13 protein-coding genes are annotated in these 20,876 nt (G+C 40.2%); 11 read left to right on the top strand and 2 right to left on the bottom strand.

The genetic code is table 11. The features are described from left to right. Window positions 1–22 precede the first annotated feature (22 nt). From P0Y49_13490 to P0Y49_13440, 11 genes are all read left to right on the top strand, one after another. A complete protein-coding gene (locus P0Y49_13490) occupies window positions 23–2,245 on the top strand; it encodes a c-type cytochrome (protein WEK17812.1) in 2,223 nt (740 codons plus the stop codon). 97 nt (window positions 2,246–2,342) lie between these two features. Beyond that, the gene (locus P0Y49_13485; protein WEK17811.1) at window positions 2,343–4,622 is read left to right on the top strand and encodes a GH92 family glycosyl hydrolase; all 2,280 of its coding nucleotides are present in this window, start codon (window positions 2,343–2,345) and stop codon (window positions 4,620–4,622) included. Between the two features lie 3 nt (window positions 4,623–4,625). Then, window positions 4,626–5,885 carry a glycoside hydrolase family 71/99-like protein gene (locus tag P0Y49_13480; protein ID WEK17810.1) on the top strand — a complete coding sequence of 420 codons (1,260 nt, stop codon included), beginning with the start codon at window positions 4,626–4,628 and terminating at the stop codon, window positions 5,883–5,885. A gap of 32 nt (window positions 5,886–5,917) precedes the next feature. After that, window positions 5,918–7,153 carry an L-fucose:H+ symporter permease gene (fucP, locus tag P0Y49_13475; GenBank protein WEK17809.1) on the top strand — a complete coding sequence of 412 codons (1,236 nt, stop codon included), beginning with the start codon at window positions 5,918–5,920 and terminating at the stop codon, window positions 7,151–7,153. Between the two features lie 47 nt (window positions 7,154–7,200). Continuing rightward, window positions 7,201–10,821 carry a glycoside hydrolase family 2 TIM barrel-domain containing protein gene (locus tag P0Y49_13470; protein ID WEK17808.1) on the top strand — a complete coding sequence of 1,207 codons (3,621 nt, stop codon included), beginning with the start codon at window positions 7,201–7,203 and terminating at the stop codon, window positions 10,819–10,821. A 4-nt stretch (window positions 10,822–10,825) separates the two neighbouring features. Continuing rightward, a complete protein-coding gene (locus P0Y49_13465; protein ID WEK17807.1) occupies window positions 10,826–11,791 on the top strand; it encodes a family 43 glycosylhydrolase in 966 nt (321 codons plus the stop codon). Window positions 11,792–11,955: 164 nt separating this feature from the next. Further along, window positions 11,956–12,549 (top strand): hypothetical protein, encoded by a 594-nt coding sequence (locus P0Y49_13460; GenBank protein ID WEK17806.1) that lies wholly within the window; start codon window positions 11,956–11,958, stop codon window positions 12,547–12,549. 26 nt (window positions 12,550–12,575) lie between these two features. Next, window positions 12,576–15,938: a glycoside hydrolase family 2 TIM barrel-domain containing protein gene (locus P0Y49_13455; GenBank protein ID WEK17805.1), complete on the top strand. Its 3,363-nt coding sequence runs from the start codon at window positions 12,576–12,578 to the stop codon at window positions 15,936–15,938. Window positions 15,939–16,005: 67 nt separating this feature from the next. After that, window positions 16,006–16,503, top strand: coding sequence for a phosphoheptose isomerase (locus P0Y49_13450; protein WEK17804.1), 498 nt, complete (start codon window positions 16,006–16,008; stop codon window positions 16,501–16,503). Window positions 16,504–16,644: 141 nt separating this feature from the next. Then, window positions 16,645–17,475: a hypothetical protein gene (locus P0Y49_13445; GenBank protein WEK17803.1), complete on the top strand. Its 831-nt coding sequence runs from the start codon at window positions 16,645–16,647 to the stop codon at window positions 17,473–17,475. 24 nt (window positions 17,476–17,499) lie between these two features. Continuing rightward, window positions 17,500–18,243: a hypothetical protein gene (locus P0Y49_13440; GenBank protein WEK17802.1), complete on the top strand. Its 744-nt coding sequence runs from the start codon at window positions 17,500–17,502 to the stop codon at window positions 18,241–18,243. Between the two features lie 38 nt (window positions 18,244–18,281). On the opposite strand, the gene P0Y49_13435 is transcribed toward P0Y49_13440, so the two are convergent. Beyond that, on the bottom strand, window positions 18,282–19,664 hold the full coding sequence (locus tag P0Y49_13435) for an FAD-binding oxidoreductase (protein WEK17801.1): 1,383 nt from the start codon (window positions 19,662–19,664) through the stop codon (window positions 18,282–18,284). A gap of 74 nt (window positions 19,665–19,738) precedes the next feature. Further along, window positions 19,739–20,869: an efflux RND transporter periplasmic adaptor subunit gene (locus tag P0Y49_13430; protein WEK17800.1), complete on the bottom strand. Its 1,131-nt coding sequence runs from the start codon at window positions 20,867–20,869 to the stop codon at window positions 19,739–19,741. Window positions 20,870–20,876: the final 7 nt, after the last annotated feature.

Here is a 20,876-nt window from a genome sequence, read left to right as displayed (position 1 = left end):
AAACAAGGACTGGAAATAGATTATGAAAAGAAACAAGAAACTTGTATGGAGTATCCTGGTATTGTCGATGGTTATATATACCTGTAAAGTATCCAGACAAATCGTACAACGTGATGCCAATGGAAACATTATCGTGAATAAGAACCCTTCACCAGCTTATTTATCTCCTCAGGAAAGTTTAAAGACCATGCATTTGCAGAAGGGATATCACCTGGAGCTGGTAGCCAGTGAACCCATGATTCATGAGCCTGTAGCTATAGCATGGGATGGAAACGGAAGAATGTATGTCGCCGAAATGAATACCTATATGCAGGATGCAGATGGAACCGGTGAAATGAAACCAATATGTACAGTTAAACGGCTGGAAGATACCAATGGTGATGGAAAAATGGACAAGGCTGTTGTTTTTATAGATCAGTTGCTATTGCCAAGAATGATTCTCGCTCTGGATGATCGGATTTTGGTAAATGAAACAAATTCCAATAATATTTACAGTTACAGGGATACCGATGGAGATGGAAAAGCAGATGAAAAGAAATTGGTTTTCAGAAATGACGAGATCAGTACCAGTAATCTGGAACATCAAAAGAGTGGGTTAATGTGGAACCTTGACAATAGAATTTATGTCACTGTTGAGAATAAGCGATATGTGTATCAAGATGGAATGCTTAAAGCCGAGTCCCTGTATGAAGGGCCGGGAGGCCAATGGGGCTTAACCAGCGATAATTATGGGAGATTGTTTTTTTCTGCCGCCGGATCAGAAACACCTGCACTTAACTTTCAGCAAAATCCTGCCTATGGCAGATTTGATTTTAAAGATCAGTATAATGACGATTTTCAGGCAGTGTGGCCCATTATTTCTACCCCTGATGTTCAGGGAGGCTTAAGCAGATTACGTCCGGATAGTACACTTAATCATTTTACTGCTTGTACAGGACAATCAATTTTTAGGGGAACTGCATTACCGGCAGATGCACAAGGAGATTTATTTATATGTGAGCCGGTAGGCAGGTTAATCAGACGTGCTAAAGTGACGAATACGAATGGAAAAATTACTTTAAAAAACGCTTACAATAAAGAGGAATTCATTGCATCTACAGATATGAATTTTAGACCTGTGAATAGCGTAACAGGACCAGATGGATGTCTATACATTGTTGATATGTACCGTGGAATCATACAAGAAGGCAATTGGACAAAAAAAGGCACCTATCTCCGTAAACAAATTGATGAAAAGAAATTTGATAAGAATATTGGTAGAGGTAGAATTTACCGTGTAGTATATGATGGTATAAAACCAGATCGGAATGTGCCGAAAATGTTAGACCTAAGTACAGATAAATTAATTCCTTATCTGGCACATGCTAATGGATGGTGGCGCGATAATGCGCAGAAATTGATTGTAATTCGTGGCGATAAATCAGTCGTTCCTGCTTTGAAAGTCATGGCATTGAGTAAAACAACCAGCCAACTGGGTAAGATACATGCGCTATGGACATTGAGCGGCTTAAAAGTTTTAGATAAGGAACTGCTTAAACAAGCATTTCGGGACAATGATCCGGAGCTGCGTAAAACTGCCGTGTGGATCTGTGACGACCTGGTTGGGAAAGGAGCTGAGCAACTGATCAATGAGATGGAATTCCTTAAAAACGACCCTAATGCCGATGTGCGTTTTCAGCTGGCCTTAACATTAAGATTTAGCAAGTCAGATAAAGCCCAGGATATTATCAAATATATGATCGCAAATTATCCTGATAATCAGTTATTAGTTGAATCTCAGAAAAGCTTTGAAAATGAGAATAATGCACGTGTGCTAGCAGCCAGGAAAGCAGCAGCAATGAAGGAAGAAGATCAAAAATTGATGTTAAATGGAGCCACTATCTTTAAGCAATTGTGTGCCATTTGTCATGGTGCCGACGGAAAGGGGGTGACTATTGGCGGAAAGGATATGCCTGCACCTCCATTGGCTGGAGTAAAAGATGTAAATGGAGATCCTGAAAAACTAATCAAAATTTTACTTCATGGCTTATCCGGTCCTGTTGATGATAAAAAGTATGCGGATGCTATGCCGGCACTTGGGAGCAATGACGACGAATATATTGCTTCGGTACTGAGCTATATCCGGAATGATCTTGGAAACAAAGCACCCCTGATTAAACCAGAAGAAGTCAGGAAAGTAAGGGCGGCGAATCAAGGCCGCACTAAGAACTGGACCATTAAAGAACTGGAAAGCACAAAAAAATAGAAAACCTACATATCACATGCAGAATGACCCTTTTTAGAGGTTATTGTGCCCATGATATGTAAAAAAATAACCTATATATTAATCTTAAGTCTTCAGAATGATAAAGAATATTATTCAATTTATAATCAGGAATGCGTTGTTTTTAACCTTGCTTTTCTTTAATAACGGATGTGCTGTTGGACAGGAAAAGTCCTATGATGGTTCAGGTAATCTAAAATATGTAGACCCTTTGATTGGCAATGTCGGTCACTTATTGCAACCCACAAGGCCAACTGTTCAATTGCCCAACCAAATGATCAGAATGTTTCCGCAGAGAAAGGATTATATGGACGATCAGATTTCAAGCTTTCCTCTAAATGTGGTTTCTCATCGGTTGGGAGAGGTTTTTGCCCTAAAGCCTGCTACTCAAAATCCGGAGCCTGATAGCTGGAAAAGAAAAATGACCTATGATTATGACCTCGAAATTACCCGCCCATGGTATTACAGCACTTATCTTATTGATGATGATGTTAAGGTTTCATTTACTCCGGGGAAAAAAACAGGCTATTATAAATTTGAATTCCCCGCTAAAGGAATGAAGGCACTACTCTTTGAAAACTACAATCAGGGTTTGAATGAATTTAGCTTTATTTCTGCCAACGAAATTACCGGCATGGAGGTTTATCATGATGATATTAAAGTTTATCTATATGGTGTTTTTAGTGAAGAGGCTGTTGTGGGTACAGTAAAGGATAACAAGCTTTCGCCGGTACGTAAAGTTACTGGAAAAGATGCCCGTGCCTGGGTTCGTTTTCCGCAGAACACAACCGGAACTATTGAATTTAAATATGCAATATCCTATGTAAGTGCAGAACAAGCTAAAAAGAACTATAACAATGAATTGAAGAACATGAGTTTTGATCAGCAAGTTGCTATAGCTGAAGCTGCATGGGCAAAAGTGATCAATCAAATCAAAACTACCGGTGCTACAGAAGCTCAGCGGCGCTCATTTTATACCGCTTTATATCGTTGTTACGAACGTATGGTAGATATCACAGAAGACGGCCAATACTTTAGCGGATTTGATCACAAGATACATCAGAGTAATCGCCCGTTTTATGTAGACGACTGGGCCTGGGATACTTATCTGGCACATCATCCCCTTAGAATTATCCTGAATCCGGAGCAGGAAGAAGATATGTTAAATTCATATGTAAAGATGTATGAGCAAAGCGGTTGGATGCCAACTTTTCCGGTGTTGTTTGGCGATCATGCCTGTATGAATGGATTTCATTCCACCGTTAGTTTTTTAGATGCGCATAGAAAAGGATTAAAAAACTTTGACCTGAATAAGGCTTATGAGGGCTCGTTAAAGAATGCAAATGAAGCAACTATGATTCCATGGAGAAATGGACCAAAAACAGAACTTGATGATTTTTACCATAGTAAGGGTTATTTCCCTGCGCTGAATATTGGTGAAAAGGAATATGTAGCAACGGTCGACAAATTTGAAAAACGTCAGGCTGTAGCAGTCACATTAGGACACAGTTACGATGATTGGGCATTAGGCCAACTTGCAAAGGATATGGGAAAACAACAGGATTATGCTAAGTTTAATTTGAGAGGTCAGAACTATAAAAATCTTTGGAGTAATGAAGCAGGGTTGTTCTTACCTAAGGATAATAAAGGAAACTGGATAAAAATTGATCCAAAATTTGACGGCGGCATGGGAGGCAGGGATTATTATGATGAAAACAACGGTTGGACTTACATGTGGCAGGTGCAACATGATGTTGATGGTTTGATGACCCTGATGGGCGGAAGAAAGGCTTTTGAGAATAAACTGGATCAACTATTCCGGGAACCATTAGGAAGAAGTCAGTACGAGTTTCAGGCAAGATTTCCGGACGTAACAGGAATAGTCGGACAGTTTTCTATGGGAAACGAACCTGGTTTTCATATCCCTTACTTATATAATTATACATCGTCTCCATGGAAAACACAAAAACGTATCCGGTTCCTGTTGGATACCTGGTTTAAAGATAATGTATTTGGTATTCCGGGTGATGAAGATGGTGGCGGAATGACTGCATTTGTGGTTTTCTCGGCCATGGGATTTTACCCGGTAACACCCGGAATACCAGTATATACAATTGGAAGTCCTGTATTTGAAAAAGTAGCCATTGATTTACCGAATGGCAAAACCTTCCAGATTATAGCGAATAAAAGTTCAGTGGTAAATAAATATATTCAAAGTGCAAAGTTTGATGGTAAAGTATTAGACACTCCATGGTTTACCCATCAGCAACTTATTGCCGGCGGTAAGCTGGAACTGGAAATGGGACCATTGCCAAATAAAATATGGGGAACAGGACAGGATTTAAAAATGTCAAAATAAGAAATGATGAGGAGAAAAATATATTTACTGTTGATATGTGCTATGATAACCGGTTTTGGTTATGCCCAAAATAAACATGCCAGACAATCCAGGTTCGCGAGTTATAAAGGATTGGTCATGGCGGGTTATCAAGGTTGGTTTAATGCTAAAGGAGATGGTGCTGATCGAGGCTGGAATCATTATGGAAACATCGATAAAGAAAGAATAGGAGTAGAAATCTGGCCGGAGATGTCTGAATATGAAAAAACATATAAAACACCCTTTAAACTGGCAAATGGCGACAATGCATACCTGTTTAGTGCTTATGACGAGTCGACCGTAAAGCTTCATTTTAAATGGATGCAACAATATGGTATTGATGGTGCATTTGTTCAGCGCTTCGTTACCAATCTCAAGTACGCGAAAGGAGTTAATCACAACAATAAAGTGCTTTCCTCTGCACTCAATGCTGCTGAAAAGTATAAAAGAGCAATTGCAGTAATGTACGATTTTTCGGGCATGCAAGACGGTGATGAACAGCTGGTTATTAATGATTTTAAGCAACTGGTAGACAGTATGAAACTGACCAGCCGAGGTAACAATCAAAGTTATCTATATCACAATGGAAAGCCTTTGGTAGCCCTTTGGGGAGTGGGTTTTAATGACAACAGAAAGTATTCATTAAAAAATGTTCGTACGATTATTGATTTTTTACAAAAGGATCCGGTTTACGGAGGCTGTTCTATTCTGTTGGGTGTTCCAACGCAGTGGCGAGAGCTTGCCGGAGATACAGAACCTGATCCGGAATTGCTGGAAACATTCAAGAAGATAGACATCATACATCCCTGGTTTGTTGGTCGGTTTATTGAGTCCCGGATTCCAAAGATGATGGAAAGGGTCCGGGCAGATATTGCCTGGTGCAAACAATATAACATAGACTATGTACCCGTAGTTTATCCGGGCTTTAGCTGGCATAACATGAGACCAGAGTCCCCATTAGATCAAATTCCAAGAAATAAGGGGCAGTTCTTCTGGAAGCAACTTTCAGGTACGATTCAAAATGGTGCAGAAATGTTGTACGTGGCTATGTTTGATGAAGTAGATGAAGGAACGGCAATTTTTAAAATCAGTAAAAATCCTCCGGCAGGCAACATTGAGTTTGTTAAGCCGGAAGAAGGCATCCCTTCAGATTATTATTTGTACCTGAGTGGCTATGCAGGCAAAATGCTGAGGAAAGAAATCCCTTTTCAACTTAATATTCCCGCTCCTATACTTAAAAAATAGAATTGGATTTAAATTATCTAACAACCAAAAAAATGAACGAATCAACCACTAAAGTCGCTTTTACCGACAAGAAATTTCTGCTCACGCTTGTCTTTGTTACCTCACTTTTTATGTTTTGGGGGATCGCCATTACCATGGCCGATGTATTAAACAAACACTTTCAACATACCATGAGTCTTTCCAAATCACAGTCGGCCTTTGTACAGTTTGCAGTTTTTGGTGCTTATGCCGTAATGGGGATTCCTGCCGGCTTATTTATGAAACGTTTTGGTTATAAAAAAGGCGTGCTTTTGGGGCTATCCCTTTTTGCATTGGGCGCCTTCTTATTTGTGCCTGCCGCCAATATTTCCTCATTTGCCTTTTTTGGTATTGCCCTGTTTATTGTTGGCTGTGGTTTATCTACGCTGGAAACGGTAGCGCATCCTTTCGTCGCTTCACTCGGAGATCAGCGGACCAGTGATCAGCGGATTAATTTTGCACAGTCTTTTAACGCAGTTGGCGCTATGCTGGGCCCTGCAATCGGTAGCTACTTTTTATTGAGTCATAATGTGGAAGGGAGTACAGACCTTACTTCCGTTAAAATACTATATGCGGTAATAGGTGTGGTTATTTTGTTGGTTTCCATATCTTTTTCTTTTGTTAAAGTTCCACCTACTACAGACCCACATGCGGTTTCATCTCTGGATGCAGAGCATATAGACATTGCACCCGATAAAAAGTTATTGGCTCATAAACATTTTGTGTGGGCCGTTGCAGCGCAGTTCTTTAATGTGGCTGCCCAGGCAGGAACATGGGCGTTTTTTATCAATTATGGGCATGAAAAGATGGGCTTTACTGATGCCGAAGCAGGTAATTATATGGTTGCCTTTATGGGAATGATGCTAGCAGGACGTTTTATAGGGACATTTTTAATGCGTCTGATTGCCCCAAATAAGCTATTGGCGGCATTTGCTTTAGGAAACATTGTGATGTGCCTCATCGTTGCTCAAAGCTTTGGTGTGGTGTCTTTCGTTGCTTTATTGATGATCAATTTCTTTTTTAGCATTATGTTCCCTACCATCTTTAGTTTGGGCCTTAAAAACCTTGGTGCACATACACAACAGGCTGCTTCATTTTTGTCAATGGGAGTAGTGGGGGGGGCATTTTTCCCTTTCATCATGGGGCTAATAGCCGACAGAGTCGGAATTGCCAATGCATATTATGCCCCGATCATTTGCTATGTAGTGATCTTCCTGTTTGCCTACAAATTTTATAAAGTAAAACACTAAGGCTGTTTTACATTTTTTTATACCAAATTATAACACACACAATGACGATGAGCGATCAATTTCGAACCCTTACTTTAATGCTGTTGTTTTTTAGTACAAATCTGTTTGCGCAATCAAAGATTGATGTAACAGAACGGTTTGAGAACCCTAAAAGCAAGTTAGAAAAAACCGGTAAAGGTTTGCTTAAGATAGAAAACGGGGTTTTAAAAAGTAAAGATGCTTATGCCACATTTGGCGATGCTGATATGGTTAATTATGAATTCAGCTTCAGAGCACGTACACCGGAAAATGAAAAGCAGGTACAAATCTGGTCTGGATTCAGAGCTTTAAGCAGAAACGACCGGTATATTTTGGGCCTTCGGGGTGGGATAGAAAATGACCTTTATCTGGCTAGATTAGGCTATATGGGGACAGATGACCATCTGGCCTTAAGACATCTTGATTTTCAGTTAACGCCCGGTAAATGGTACGATATCAAAGTCCAGGTTGTGGGTAGTCGCATCAAAGTTTTTTTGAATAAGGAGGAGCTACCCTGGATCGATGTTCAAGATCCAAATATGCAGCTAGCTGCGAAAGGGAAAGTCGTATTGGGCGGGAGCTGGATCAATACGGAGTTTGATGATCTGAAGATAAAATCACTGGCAGCAGATTATTTCTCCGGTAATCCCGTAAAAGAATACCAGGTCAAAAAAGCTGATAAAAATCTACTACGCGAAAAACAAAGAGCAGCATATAAACCAATTCCGGTTAAACCAATAGGGCAATCCAGAACAAAAATATCACTGGATGGCGCATGGTTGTTCAGTCCCGGTTACGAGTCAAAAACTGCTGATGCGATTTCGCCTTCATCTTCTGATCAGGATTGGCATGTCATGACCGTTCCTCAATTTTGGAATCCAAATCGGGAGTGGCTTCATGGTGAAAGGTATAATACAGCAAGTAAAGGCGTTTCAGACAATTATTACCAAAAGGAAATAGAACGTTGTGAAGGCTATACTTTCGATTATAAAAAAACTGATGTGGGCTATTACAGGCAATGGCTGGAACTACCGGAAAACATCAACGGAAAATATCTTGAATTGACTTTTGATGCGGTATCAAAAATTGGCGAGGTGTTTATCAACGGAAAACGAGCTTCAGACCCACATATTGGGATGTTTGGAGAATTTAAAGTCAACGCTACACCTTTTTTAAAGCCTGGAAAAAATCTGATTGTAGTTAAAGTATCTCGTGATTATGTAAAAGACATCAAAGATGCGGATAAAGTAACCGATGTTGCGGTAACTGTTCCGGTTACAAACAAAATGTTGAAAGATCTGGCACATGGATTTTACAATGATGATCCTGCAGGGATCTGGCAACCGGTAGCTTTGGTGATCTCAGATCCGGTAAGAATTACTGATGTGTATATTAAACCCAAATTAACAGGAGCTGATTTTGAAGTAACGGTTAAAAACAACAGCAATGCCGCGCAAAAATTTACCTTGTCTACAGCAATCAACTCAGCCAAAAACAAATCAGCATTGTATGATGCAGTGAATTTAAAAGATTTGTCTTTAAATGCCGGAGAAGAAAAGACCTTCAGCTATAGTGTACAAAATCTAAAACCATTGTTGTGGACACCAACCATTCCAAACCTGTACAATTTCAATTTTATATTGGGGTTGGTCGGAAAGGAGGCTGATCGTCAGATGGTTGTTTCCGGATTCAGGACATTTAAAGCCAGGGGGGATTTCTTTTATTTAAATGACAAACAATATTGGCTAAGAGGAGGTAACCATACCCCGATGTCTCTTGCACCTAATGATACTGCCCTTGCCAACCAGTTCAATAAATTATTGCATGATGGAAACATTATGGTTACGCGTACACATACTGCTCCTTACAATGAGTTGTGGTTATCTTCATCAGATCAGAACGGTGTAGGTGTTAGTTATGAAGGGGGATGGCCCTGGTTAATGATTAGAAACAGTATGCCCGATCCCAAATTGATAGAACTCTGGAAAAATGAGTTTTATGACCTGATCAAAAAATACAGAAATCATCCTGCGTTGTTGTTCTGGACAGTAAATAACGAGATGAAATTTTACGACAACGATCCGGATTTTGAGCAGGCTAAACTTAAAATGGCAATCATCTCTGATGTAGTTAAAAGAATCCGTCAGATTGATCCGACAAGACCGGTTTGTTTTGACTCCAATTACACCAGGAATGAAAGGAAGTTTGGTAAAGATTTCTTTACTAAAATTGATGACGGTGATATCGATGATCACCACTGGTACGTCAATTGGTATCATGGTTCTATTTTTAATGAATTTAATGGTGAGTGGCAAAAGAATTTTAAAAATGAAGGCAGGCCATTAATTAGTCAGGAGTTTTCTACAGGCTATGCCAGCGAAACCGGGCATCCGACACGATTTTATACCTATGTACATCAAAATCCCGGATCGCTTGTGGGTAATTATGCCTATGAATTTGCCAATCCGGAGTATTTTTTAAAAGCACAAACCTTTATTACCCGGGAATCCGCAGAAGCGGTACGCAGAACAAACGAAAAAGCTGCTGGTATCTTGCATTTTGCTGCATTAACCTGGTTTAAGAACATTTATCTGGCTGATAAAATTGCGCCACATCCAAGTTATCTGGCCATGAAAAAAGCATTACAACCGGTACTCGTTTCTGCGGAACTTTGGGGCAGACATTTTTATGCAGGGGCACAGTTGCCGGCAAGAATTTATGTGGTGAATGATAGAGATGATGCAACAGCACTTGCTGAGACAGAACTCCAGTGGTCTATACAAGATGCCAATGGTAAAACCCTGGTAAGTGGTAAAGAAGCGATTGAGCCTGTTGCTTATTACGGTCGTAAGTGGATTGCGCCGAAAATTAACATTCCTTCAATTTTACCTGCTGCTAAAATTAATGCAAAGTTGGTTTTAAGGCTATTGGAGAAAGGAAAAACGGTGTCTGAAAACGATTATGAATTGTTGCTTTCTAATCAGAAATGGTTAGGCGCAAATGAATTGAAAGGACAGAATATTGTATTGGTAGATAAATCAGACAAGGCTACAGCAGTTGCAGATTACATTGGGCTAACTTATAAAAAGAGCAATTCCCTGATAGAGGCTATCCAGGGAAAACCAGGTATCTTAATTTTAAGTGGCTTAGACGCTGCAAACACCTCTGCAGCGGAGATCGCGCAGGTCAAATCTTTTGTGACCGCAGGTGGAAAGTTATTGCTGTTAAATTCAGGTAAACTGGCAGTATCCTTATTCCCGGAACAGGTACGTGACGTTTTACAGGAAAATGGTGAGATTGTATCTATCGAAATTCCGGAATCCACTGTTTTTGATGATATAGATCCTATGGAAACCAGGTATTTCAACAACAATAAAAGAGACAATCCACTTGTGATGAAAAGTGCTTATAAAATTAATCGGGATCAAGGGATAGAGGCGCTGGCTTCGTTTGTTAAAATTCACGGATATCTGGAGGGGGACATGAATGAACGGACCAGGAAACTGGACGAGATTAAAGGCTTTCCAATTGTGAAGATCAAAAATACAGGAACTGCGATTTTATCAGAAATGATGCTTGAAAAAGGCACAACCGATCCTGTTGCAGGAAAACTATTTGTAAACATGTTAAAAGACTTATCAAGCAATTAATCATATGAAAAATCTATTTTTTGTTCTAATATCTGCCGGCTTTATATTTTCAGGTTGTTCATCGAAGAAATCAATTTATAAGTCAGAAGGAAATCCATTCATCAGACAGATGTATACTGCCGATCCGTCTGCCAGGGTTTGGAAAGACGGGCGTTTGTATGTTTATCCGTCTCATGATGTAGACCCGCCACGTGGATGCGATTTAATGGATCAATATCATGTGTTTTCTACAAATGATATGGTGCACTGGAAAGATCATGGTGAAATCCTGCGCGCTTCTCAAGTACCTTGGGGACGTAAAGAAGGTGGTTTTATGTGGGCTCCAGACTGCGTATATAAAAACGGTTTATATTATTTTTACTTTCCTCATCCTAGTGGGACAGAATGGAATAAGACCTGGAAAGTGGGCATTGCAACCAGTAAAAAGCCAGCTAGTGATTTTGTGGTTCAGGGATATCTGGATTTGGGCAATGACAATTTCGCCATGATTGATCCTTGTGTTTTTGTGGACGATGATGGCCAATCTTATTTCTATTACGGTGGGGGAGATCGATGTGCCGGTGGTAAATTGAAAGACAACATGAAGGAATTAGCGCAACCCTTAGTATTTATGGAAGGACTGAAAGATTTTCATGAGGCTACCTGGGTGTTTAAAAGAAAAGGGCTCTACTACCTGACTTATGCGGATAACCACAGAGAAAATGGAAAAGGAGCTAACCGTTTGAGTTATGCAACCAGTACTAATCCATTAGGGCCATGGACTTATAGAGGTGTTTATCTGGATCCCACCGGTTGTGATACCAGTCATGGTTCAGTAGTGGAATATAAAGGACAATGGTACGCATTTTATCATAATAGTGTGCTTTCCGGGAAGGGGAATCTCCGATCTATTTGCGTAGATAAATTGTATTTTAATGAAGATGGAAGCATACAAAAAGTAAAACAAACCGGTAAAGGCATTTCAAATTAGCAGCACCTCTGGCAATCACCATAATCTCTGTTTTTTTTAATATTTAAGTAATTGTGGGCCTGTTAATGATTTATTATGCTTTTGTTAATTGCAAAAGTTGATTTTAGGCTAACGGATGACCATAGTGGATCATTCATTTAAACCAACACAAATCAAATATAAACATGATGAAAAAAGTTTTTACCTCAGTTCTGTTATTGGTGGCATGTGCTTATGCAAATGCCCAGAAAGTTCAAGTCTTGGATCGTTGCGAATCTTTAGGTGAAAAACCTAACCATTGGTTTACCAATGGTGGGCCAACTAACCTGGATGTGGACAGCAAGGAAGGAAGCAGTTCGATTGCTTCAAGCACTTTCAAAGCTGAACGATTTAGAAGAATTTATGCCCAGGAGTTTAATACCGGCGTAACTAAAGATAATGGTTACCTCGCATTCTGGCTTTTTATAGAAAATCCGGAGTTATTAAACGGAAACGGACAAATTGCAATTTCGAGTCAGGGTTCGGCAGAAAAAGATGCTTACTGTTATGCTTTTGGTGGCTTAAAGATTGGGTCAACCAGGCTTGCGGCGGGCTGGAATCATGTCATCGTTCCGCTAAGTTTCTTTAAAGACGTTCATGATCAGCCAAATTTAGCTGCGGTCAATTATTTTAGAGTTTTGCTTTACAATCAAAAAGATGATTCGACTGCACAGAATATGAAAATTGACCATATTCGTTTTAGTACAGATAAGACGCAATTGGAGGCGTCTGCCAAATAATAGCTGATGCCCTTTGATAAAAATAAATGAGAATTTTAAACAACAATATAAGCAGGGTGATGGCCCTGCTTATGCTCCCATTTGTCGGTTATGCGCAGGAAAAGAGTAAAACTTTTACAGCCGAATTTGCTCCGACAGATAATTGGGTAAAACCTGTGGAAAAGCCATACAGGCAAGAGATATGCTTAAATGGATCATGGCAATTCCAGCCTGTAGACTTGCCTCAGAATTTTAAAGAAGGTATTGATCCTACACCGAAACTTGCAGATGCCAAAGCCGGAAACTGGGAAAAAACGCCGATCAAAATTCCATCGCCATGGAATGTGAACAGCTTTGCCGATAAAAACGGCCAGGGTGGCGATTTCAGAACTTATCCTAGTTATCCTAAAAGTTGGGAAGCTGTGAAAATGGGTTTGCTTCGCAAAACTATGACTGTTCCCGTCGCCTGGAAGGGGCAAAGAATATTATTGCATTTCGAAGCCCTGGCCGGCGACGCTCGTATTTTGATGAATGGAAAAGAAGTAGGTCAACATTTTGGGATCTTCCTGCCATTTGATGTTGATGTAACCGAAGCAGTTACCTTTGGTAAAGAAAATGAATTGACCATAGGAGTGCGGAAAGCTTCCCTGTTTGATAAAAGGAGTGACTATGGTCGCAGAACTTATCAGGCTGGCTCATTCTGGGGACAGCACATTGCTGGAATCTGGCAGGATGTATATCTTTTGGCTGTACCAGAAATCAGGATCACAGATGTATATGTGAAACCTCTATTGGATCAGAATAAGTTGGAAGCAGAAGTAACGGTGACAAACAATACAGCGCAGAAAAAGAAGGTTACCTTAAACGGAGATGTATATAAATGGATTTCAAAAGCCGGTAAAGATCATTTAACGGCAGCTGCTCCAAGTTCAGCTTTGGAAACTAAATCTGCATTGAACATCGCCCCGATATCGATTGAAGTGCCGGCTAACGGAACAGCGAAAGTTACCTTGTCAGCCCTGGTGGATAATAAACTCAATACCTGGAGTCCATCTGCACCTAATTTGTATGGTTTGGTCATTAAAACCAGTGTAGATCATAAAGTTATAGACAGTAAGTATAGTCGCTTTGGCTGGAGACAAACTGCACTGAAAGACGGAGCGTTTTTGTTGAATGGAAAGCCTTTTGTGATAAAAGGAGATTCCTGGCATTTTATGGGTATCCCGCAAATGACACGCCGATACCCTTACGCCTGGTATACCGCTATTCGGGCTGCAAATCTAAATGCGGTACGTCTTCATGCGCAGCCTTATCCTTCCTTTTATATGGATGTAGCTGACGAAATGGGAATTTTGGTATTAGATGAAACTGCGGTTTGGGCAAGTGATGGTGGACCTAAATTGGATGATCCGGCTTATTGGAAGGACTCTGAAAATCATCTTCAGGAACTGATTAGGAGAGACCGAAGCCACCCAAGTGTGATTGGATGGAGTATCTCCAATGAGGTGATGCCGATTGTTCATGGGGTGATGCGTAATCCGCCGGGGATGAAAGAAAATCTGATTAAACATTATACGATTTGGGCGGATATCTGTCGCACACTTGATCCGACACGTCCCTGGATTTCTGCTGATGGAGAAGATGATGGGGAAGGCAATTTACCCGTTTACCTGGTGCACTATGGTGGAGATGCAGCGATGGAAAGAGGCCGGAAAAGTGGAAAACCCTGGGGGGTAGGAGAAGCCGGGAACGCTTATTACGGTACACCGGAACAAGTGTCAGAAAGTAACGGCAATCGAGCTTATGAATCTTTTCAAGGTAGGATGGAAGGTGTAGCAGCATCCTCTTATGCTTCGCTGATGATGCAGGCAAAATACAAAGCCAGCTATAGAAGTGTCTTTAATCTGGCCTGGTATGGGCTTAAGCCACTTCCATTGGGGTTAAAGGATAAAACAAAGGCGCCTACCTTAAAAGATGGGATTTTCTTTACTTCCTTTGCTGAAGGCAAATCAGGTGTACAGCCAGAACGACTGGGTCCTTATACTACCACCTTAAACCCCGGATATGATAGCACATTGCCGCTGTATGAGCCCTGGCCACTGTTCGATGCGATCAGAGATGCTAGTGCTGAGCCGGCAAAAGCTACAAAGTGGGTTTATCAAAAAAAAGAAGGGGAGGAGAAAATAGCGCCAAAACAGATCAAATCTGTTCAGGTCATTGGTGCGAAAGCTAGTAGACTTGCCTTGAAATTGAAGCTGATCGGGGTCAATATAAATGCAGTTAATGACTCAGAAATACCTGCTTTACTAATTATAGATGGCGACAACCCACCGGGAACCGATCAGTTGGCATTTATCAATAAAGTGTATGCCAACGGAGGAACGGTATTAGTCCTTAATCCAACCGTAAATAAACAGAAAGAATTAAACGCTATTTTACCGGCAAAATTGGAAATCAACGGCCGCCAGGCTTCTTCTTTATTGCCTGTTACAAAAGATCCTGTAATCTCCGGGCTTACCGCAAAAGATCTTTATTTTTCTGAACTAACACCATCAGATGCAGTACTAAATTGCTTAGCAGGACCACTTGTTGAGCAAAGCACAGTTTTATTAAAAGCTAACGATACAGATTGGCTAAAATGGAACAAACAAGCCGAGTATGCAAAAACGGCTATGGTTTTAAGATCCGAGCTGGAAAGCAAACCATCAGGAGCGGCATTGATAAAAAAGGAGATCGGTAAAGGTCAATTATTAATCACTACACTTTCTGTAGACCCACGAACTTCAAAGGCCGAAAATGTAACCGGTACCTTACTGAGCAATCTTGGTTTAACCTTAAAAAAGATCAATCAGGATGGTAAACCTGTGCTTAAAACAGGCGGAATAGTTGCCGGATTGATGCTGGGTAGTTTTCCAATTACTTCCATAAATGAGGCCGGTGAAAAGGAAATTCTGAATGCTGCTGAATTAGGCAAAGTTGCAGATGGGACCAGGATGTTGTCAAAATCATGGATTAAAATCAATAGTGAAAACGGAATGTTTGACCTTAAAAAAATAAGTTTTGAAGGGCCTAAAGAAAATGCAGAAGCTTACTTCAGCTTTTGGGTATTCAGTCCGCGTCCTTTGGACGACCTCCTGATCGAACCCAATATGCCGGTGGTAGATCTGGAAGTTTCTGTAGATGATGCGGCAAAAATCTGGCTTAATGGTAAGCAGGTGGCTAAGAACATCAGGACTGGACCACTAGAAGGGGGAAAGACAGTTGCTCATGCACTTAAATTCCACCAGGGATGGAACCAAATTCTAATTAAAACCATACAAGCAGGTGGTAATTGGCAGTTTGCCGGACATTTTACTTCCAGTCAACCTGAATTCCTTTTTGAAATGGATTCAGCTTTACAGGCACCTTAAATCCAAATCAAGAGAAAGTTCATCATGAACTTTCTCTTTTAATAAAACGATACATAACCAGAAATAAATGTTAAATCAGAAGAAAGAATTATTTGATAGTGTAGCACAGCGACTAAAAATTGAAGGCTTTAATGTTATCAACCGTGATGAAACCCGTCCTTGGGGTGGTTTTTTTGTGATTGAGGAAGATCAGGCACAACGGTTTGCAAATGTATATTTTGATAAACTGAATGTAGAAGATCTAAAAATTTCAGGTAAGCTAAGCCCAAAAATATTAATTGTTGCCCCCAATACCCGACTTTCATGGCAGTATCATCATCGCCGCGCGGAGATTTGGAGTGTCGTAAATGGATCGGTTGGTGTGATGACCAGTGAAACTGATGACCAGGGACATGTAGAGCAATTAGTGCCGCAACAAACAATTAGATTAAAACAAGGTCAGCGTCACCGCTTAATTGGTTTGGAAGGTTGGGGTATTGTTTCTGAAATATGGCAGCACACTGATTCAGAAAACCCTTCGGATGAAAGTGATATTGTTAGGGTTCAGGATGATTTTGGAAGATAAGCGCTTTAAGGTAGTTCGTTCGAGTCTATAATCAATTCTTTGCGCACAAAATAGGATAATATCTTTTCAATATGACTTATCGTGTGTAAATTAACCTTTTCATTCCAAGGATACTCCTACATAACGATTGAAGACATTATAATGAAACCACTGATAACCTTATTACTTTTTTCTTTAACCCTGATCACTTTTTCCGGTAATGCCCAGCATTTGAAAATACCCCAACGCAAAGTAAATGCTTTGACAGGTTCTGCATTTGCAGCCTCTATCCGCGATTCCCTGCTTTCTCTTTCCGAGCGGGAAGAACTTATGCTAAAAGAGGTTGAACATGGTAATGTCCCGGATTTTTACCGGAGTTTTTTACCTGTTACTGATACTGCCAATATTGAAGGAAAACAGTATATTATCAAATATTTTGTGGCGCCCGATTACCTGGTTATAGGTTCGGATAAGGATTATTTTTACGCTCCATTAACAGCGGCAGCAGCGCAGAAGATAGCCAACAAACTAAATTGCAGTCTTCCTACCAGAAAAATGTCTGACCGGATTTACCAATCTGCCATTTTTAAATTAACACCCGAGCCAATTCCACCTTCAATGAAGATGATGACCGTTCCGGTTTTTGAAGATCACAATAGGCTTGTACATCAGCAGCTGGATCGGATAGGGGCAAAACCGGGCAGTCTTGTTGCCGGGAATAAAAAGGATGTAATCATATCGAATAAGATTGCAGCTACAGACGGGACTTTAAGAGTGGTTATTTATGGCTGGCATAAGCCAGATGGCAAGGCTATTCAACCACTATATAATGGACATAAATATGATTGGGTCGATTATAGTCATGGCATCAGACTAATACAAAATCAGGTTTACTTGAATGGGCGTAAAACCACCATCAAAAAAATATTGAAGTCAAAAAAGCTTAATGTGCTACTATCCGATGAAGATGTCATTCGTATCCATTATCTTTAACACCGAAGAATTTTGTTGTAAACTATGAAAAGATATCTTTTATTATTTTTGTTATTCCCGGCATTATCAGGGTATGCTCAAAACACGATCAACAACTACAAATACGTATTGGTGCCAGAGCGATTCAGTTTTTTAAAGCAGGATCATCAGTATGGATTAAACAGCGAGGCTAAGACTTTGCTGGAGCAAAAGGGCTTTACAGTTTATTTTGATGATACCGATTTGCCTAATGAAATAGCTAATAACAAATGTAGGGCGATGAATGTAGATCTTATAGAGAAAGGAGGAATGTTTACCACCTCACTTACGCTGGTATTAAAAGACTGTCAGGGGAACGTGATCTTTAAAGGTAAAGAAGGGAAAAGCAGAGAAAAGGAATATTATGCGGCCTATAATGAAGCTTTAAAGAATACCTTTGCTTCCTTAAATGAGGTTCCCTATACTTTTACCGGCGAAGCTGGTAAGATTGACCCTCCATCATCAGTTCCTTCCAGGACTGTCGTGACACACACAAATCAACCGGCAGTAGCAGCAGAAGTTACTCAAGCCTCAGGAACATTATATGCTCAGGCAACAGCAAATGGCTTTCAGCTAATAGATACAACTCCGAAGAAAGTGCTAACCCTTTATAAAACCTCAATACAGGATTGTTTCATTGCAGATAATGGTCAAGCAAAAGGAATTGTGCTGAAAAAAGACGGAAAGTGGTTTTTTGAATATTACAATAATGATAAACTGATTTCCGAAGGCTTAATGATTAAGTTTTAATATTCCAGTAAGTTACACCAAAATAGTAGCTCCATTAATCAGCTGGTTAATGGAGCATGGGGTTTTATATTTTGATTTACCCTAAATAAATTATTTGGATCGTACTTGCGCTTAATCGCAGCTAATCTTTCGTAATTTTCACCATAGGTTGCTTTTACGCGTTCTTCTCCTTCATCCATCATAAAGTTCACATAAGCACCGCCGGCAGAATAAGGATGAAGTGCTTCCCAATACTGTTTAGTCCAGGTTGTAATCTTTTCTTTGTTTACCGGATCTGGGTCAACACCTACAATCACCATTGCCCATGTAGCATCGCGGTAACTCCAGGGCGTATCTGTTTTACTAATTCGTGATGCCGCACCATTAATGGGATACAAGTGCATAGTTGAATGCATGGTAGGTAGTTCATTGGCAAACCTAATATGCGCAGTAATCGCTTCATCGCTTAATTCTTTTACAAAGTCAGCACGCCAATACCATTGAAGACCAGGAGGATATAAGCCGTCAAACATACTTTGCAAAACCGGTTGGGGTAAAGGACCAACAAAATCAAGCGCAGGAGTTTTAAAAGACCGAATAGGCTTAAAGGTTTTTTCAGCGTTTTCCATAGGCCCGGTAAAAGCCCATACAATACCGCACATTTTTTTAAGGTGGAGATGTTCCGGAAAAGGGGCTGCAGGAGGAACAGTTAGGAATGCAAAAAAACCATTCAGGTCATCCGGTGCATCTTTTATCAGTTCACGATACCATTTCATTACCTCCTCAGCTTCACTTAACTCATATAATATAGGACCACCGTACACCATCGATATAGGGTGCAGTTTAAATGTAAAAGCAGTAACTACGCCAAAATTTCCGCCACCTCCCCTCACTGCCCAAAATAAGTCTTGATTTTGATCTGCATTTGCGACAACAAAACTTCCGTCAGCCAACACCATGTCTACTGATAACAGATTATCAATACTCAGACCGTATTTACGGGTAAAATAACCAATACCTCCTCCGGTAGTTAAACCTCCCACACCAGTTGTAGAAATAATTCCGCTGGGTGTCGCCATACCAAACACATGGGTAGCATGGTCAATATCCCCCCAGGTGCATCCTCCACCTACCACTACGGTTTTTGCCTGTGGGTCGATACGGGTATAATTCATCCTGGAAAGGTCAATTACCAATCCGTCTTCACAAATCCCTAATCCTCCGGCATTGTGTCCACCACTACGAATGGAAAGAAGTATATTATTTTCTCTTGCAAAATTCACTGACCGTATCACATCAGCTACATCCATGCAACGGGCAATCATCCGGGGATGTTTGCTGATCATTGCATTGTACACCTTACGGGCGTCATCATATTCCTTATCCAGAGGTTCAATTAAGCCGCCTCTCAAACTCTCCCTAAATTCCTTAATAGTTGCCATAACCTAAGTTTATTAAATGATTCTAGGGACAATTAAATTTAAGCATTTGTTTTAAATAAAAAGAATGAAATGGTTTACTCCTCCTTATTTTTCATCATCATCAATAAAGAATAAGCTCCATTTAATACAAAATCCTGACTTTCCATATTGCTGTTACTTGCAAATATAATCGCTGTATAGCCATTGGTATTTTCGCCGGTATTCACCTCAATCATTTCGAATGTCCTTTTGCCTTTACTTATAAAAACAAAGTTTTTGCCTTCATATTGTACGATTGCTTCGGTAGGAAGTACCGTTGCTGTTGCATTTTTAACCTCAACTTCCGCATTCATATAGGTGCCTGGAATGAGACGCTTATTATAGTTTTCAAAATGACAATGTACGTCTGTATTCCTATCGTCCGACAGGTCCTTTCCGATCATTAGAATCGTACATTTATGTTTCTTTTCCCGTTCATTATTTGTATAAGCGAATAACTCCTGTCCCACATAGAGCTTATCCAGATCACGTTCAAATACCTTCAATGCCAAATGGATGTCAGAAGGATCAACCAATTCAAACAATACCTCTGTTGGCGTCACATACTTGCCAATATTTACATTTACTTTTGAAACATAGCCACTAATGGGGGCGTAAATATTTACGCTTTTGATAATTTTAGTCTCACTGATGTTGTTCACATTGATTCCCGCAATGGACAGTTTTTCTTTTAAAGATGAAATAAGTACAAGCTGACTCCTATAATCGGCTTCTGATTGCTGAAAGACCTTGTCACTGCTGGCCTGACTTTGATTCAAGTCCTTTTGCCTCTTATATTCATTTTCTAAATATTTGATCCTTGCCTTAGCGGTCAGGTAATCTTGTTGTAACTGGATGTATTGCTGATCTTCTACCGTACCAATTACCTGGCCTTTTTTAATGTGCATACCCGGCAACAGGTTGGTAGATTTTAAATATCCCCCTAAAGGTACACTGATAGATACCATATTTTGTGGTGGAACGTCTATTTTTCCATTGAGCTTTAAGGTGGTGTAGATCTGCTTGTGTTCCACTTTACCGGTGGTGATGGCTGCATTTTTGAATTGTGCAGCTGTCAGGTTCACACTGTTCGAATCGATCGCCACATCTTCAGGAACTGTATTATTTTGCTGTCCACAGCCCGATATGAGCAGGAGCATGGCAGATAAGTAGGTAAGGAGTCTCATATTATAT

This window comes from Candidatus Pedobacter colombiensis, from assembly GCA_029202485.1.
Classification (GTDB): domain Bacteria; phylum Bacteroidota; class Bacteroidia; order Sphingobacteriales; family Sphingobacteriaceae; genus Pedobacter; species Pedobacter colombiensis.
Note: the sequence above shows the minus strand (reverse complement) of the source record. Positions and strands in the feature narration are given on the sequence as shown.

Excerpts from the sequence above, each read along its gene's own strand:
- P0Y49_13450 (WEK17804.1), top strand. The coding sequence starts at position 16,006 with ATGTTAAATCAGAAGAAAGAATTATTTGATAGTGTAGCACAGCGACTA.
- P0Y49_13445 (WEK17803.1), top strand. The coding sequence starts at position 16,645 with ATGAAACCACTGATAACCTTATTACTTTTTTCTTTAACCCTGATCACT.
- P0Y49_13480 (WEK17810.1), top strand. The coding sequence starts at position 4,626 with ATGATGAGGAGAAAAATATATTTACTGTTGATATGTGCTATGATAACC.
- P0Y49_13485 (WEK17811.1), top strand. The coding sequence starts at position 2,343 with ATGATAAAGAATATTATTCAATTTATAATCAGGAATGCGTTGTTTTTA.
- P0Y49_13435 (WEK17801.1), bottom strand. The coding sequence starts at position 19,664 with ATGGCAACTATTAAGGAATTTAGGGAGAGTTTGAGAGGCGGCTTAATT.
- P0Y49_13470 (WEK17808.1), top strand. The coding sequence starts at position 7,201 with ATGAGCGATCAATTTCGAACCCTTACTTTAATGCTGTTGTTTTTTAGT.
- P0Y49_13465 (WEK17807.1), top strand. The coding sequence starts at position 10,826 with ATGAAAAATCTATTTTTTGTTCTAATATCTGCCGGCTTTATATTTTCA.
- P0Y49_13460 (WEK17806.1), top strand. The coding sequence starts at position 11,956 with ATGATGAAAAAAGTTTTTACCTCAGTTCTGTTATTGGTGGCATGTGCT.
- P0Y49_13430 (WEK17800.1), bottom strand. The coding sequence starts at position 20,869 with ATGAGACTCCTTACCTACTTATCTGCCATGCTCCTGCTCATATCGGGC.
- fucP (WEK17809.1), top strand. The coding sequence starts at position 5,918 with ATGAACGAATCAACCACTAAAGTCGCTTTTACCGACAAGAAATTTCTG.
- P0Y49_13455 (WEK17805.1), top strand. The coding sequence starts at position 12,576 with ATGAGAATTTTAAACAACAATATAAGCAGGGTGATGGCCCTGCTTATG.
- P0Y49_13490 (WEK17812.1), top strand. The coding sequence starts at position 23 with ATGAAAAGAAACAAGAAACTTGTATGGAGTATCCTGGTATTGTCGATG.
- P0Y49_13440 (WEK17802.1), top strand. The coding sequence starts at position 17,500 with ATGAAAAGATATCTTTTATTATTTTTGTTATTCCCGGCATTATCAGGG.